The sequence below is a fragment of the Flavobacterium sp. ZB4R12 genome, assembly GCF_048276375.1.
Lineage (GTDB): Bacteria > Bacteroidota > Bacteroidia > Flavobacteriales > Flavobacteriaceae > Flavobacterium > Flavobacterium gawalongense.
Map to the genome: position 1 here is coordinate 1 of NZ_JBLNKS010000053.1, position 1,174 is coordinate 1,174.

Genomic DNA, 1,174 nt, shown 5'->3' on the forward strand with positions numbered 1-1,174 from the left:
TTGAACCCGTAGATGTTACAGTTCCACAACCACCTGTTAAGGTTACTGTGTAGTTGAATGTTCCACTTGCTGTTGGAGTACCAGTGATTGTTGCAACGTTTGCCGCCCAAGATCCTGCTACACCTGCCGGTAAACCTGAGAAAGTTGCTCCAGTTGCTCCGGTTGTTGTATACGTAATGTTTGTAATAGCTGTACTAATGCATTTTGTTTGTGCATCTGTTCCTACGGCTGATGTTCTTGTACTTGTATTGTTTGGTGTTACAATGATTGAACCCGTAGATGTTACAGTTCCACAACCACCTGTTAAGGTTACCGTGTAGTTGAATGTTCCACTTGCTGTTGGAGTACCAGTGATTGTTGCAACGTTTGCTGCCCAAGATCCTGCTACACCTGCCGGTAAACCTGAGAAAGTTGCACCAGTTGCTCCGGTTGTTGTATATGTAATATCGGTTATCGCAGTATTGATGCATTTTGTTTGTGCATTTGTGCCTGCAGCTGATGATAATGTACTTGTATTGTTTGGTGTTACAATGATTGAACCCGTAGATGTTACAGTTCCACAACCACCTGTTAAGGTTACTGTGTAGTTGAATGTTCCACTTGCTGTTGGAGTACCAGTGATTGTTGCCACATTTGCTGCCCACGATCCAGTTACCCCTGTTGGCAGGCCACTAAAAGTTGCCCCAGTTGCCCCGGTTGTTGCATATGTAATGTTGGTAACGGCTGTACTAATGCATCTTGTTTGTGCATCTGTACCTGCAGCCGATGATAAAGCAATTGTGTTGTTGGGTGTTACAATAATTGAACCCGTAGATGTTACAGTTCCACAACCACCTGTTAACGGAATGCTGTAGTTAAATGTTCCGGCTGCGGTTGGCGTACCGCTGATTGTAATGGTATTTGATGCAAAAGCAGCCGTAACTCCCGCAGGTAAACCTACTGCTGCTGCTATTCCTGTTGCTCCGGTTGTAGCATGAGTAATATTGATTAATAAGGTACTAATACATAAGGTTGGTGTAGTCGATGCAACTCCAGCCGTATTGTTTGGTGTTACCGTGATTGTACCTGTTGCATTTACACTTCCACAACCTCCTGTTAACGGAATGCTGTAGTTAAATGTTCCGGCTGCGGTTGGCGTACCGCTGATTGTAATGGTATTTGATGCAAAAGCAGC

Annotated in this window: 1 protein-coding gene; it reads right to left on the reverse strand. The window is 44.3% G+C overall.

Annotated elements, in window-relative coordinates:
- On the reverse strand, nucleotides 1-1,174 hold a 1,174-nt coding region (locus ACNO7W_RS16390; protein ID WP_417938928.1), incomplete at both ends, for a beta strand repeat-containing protein.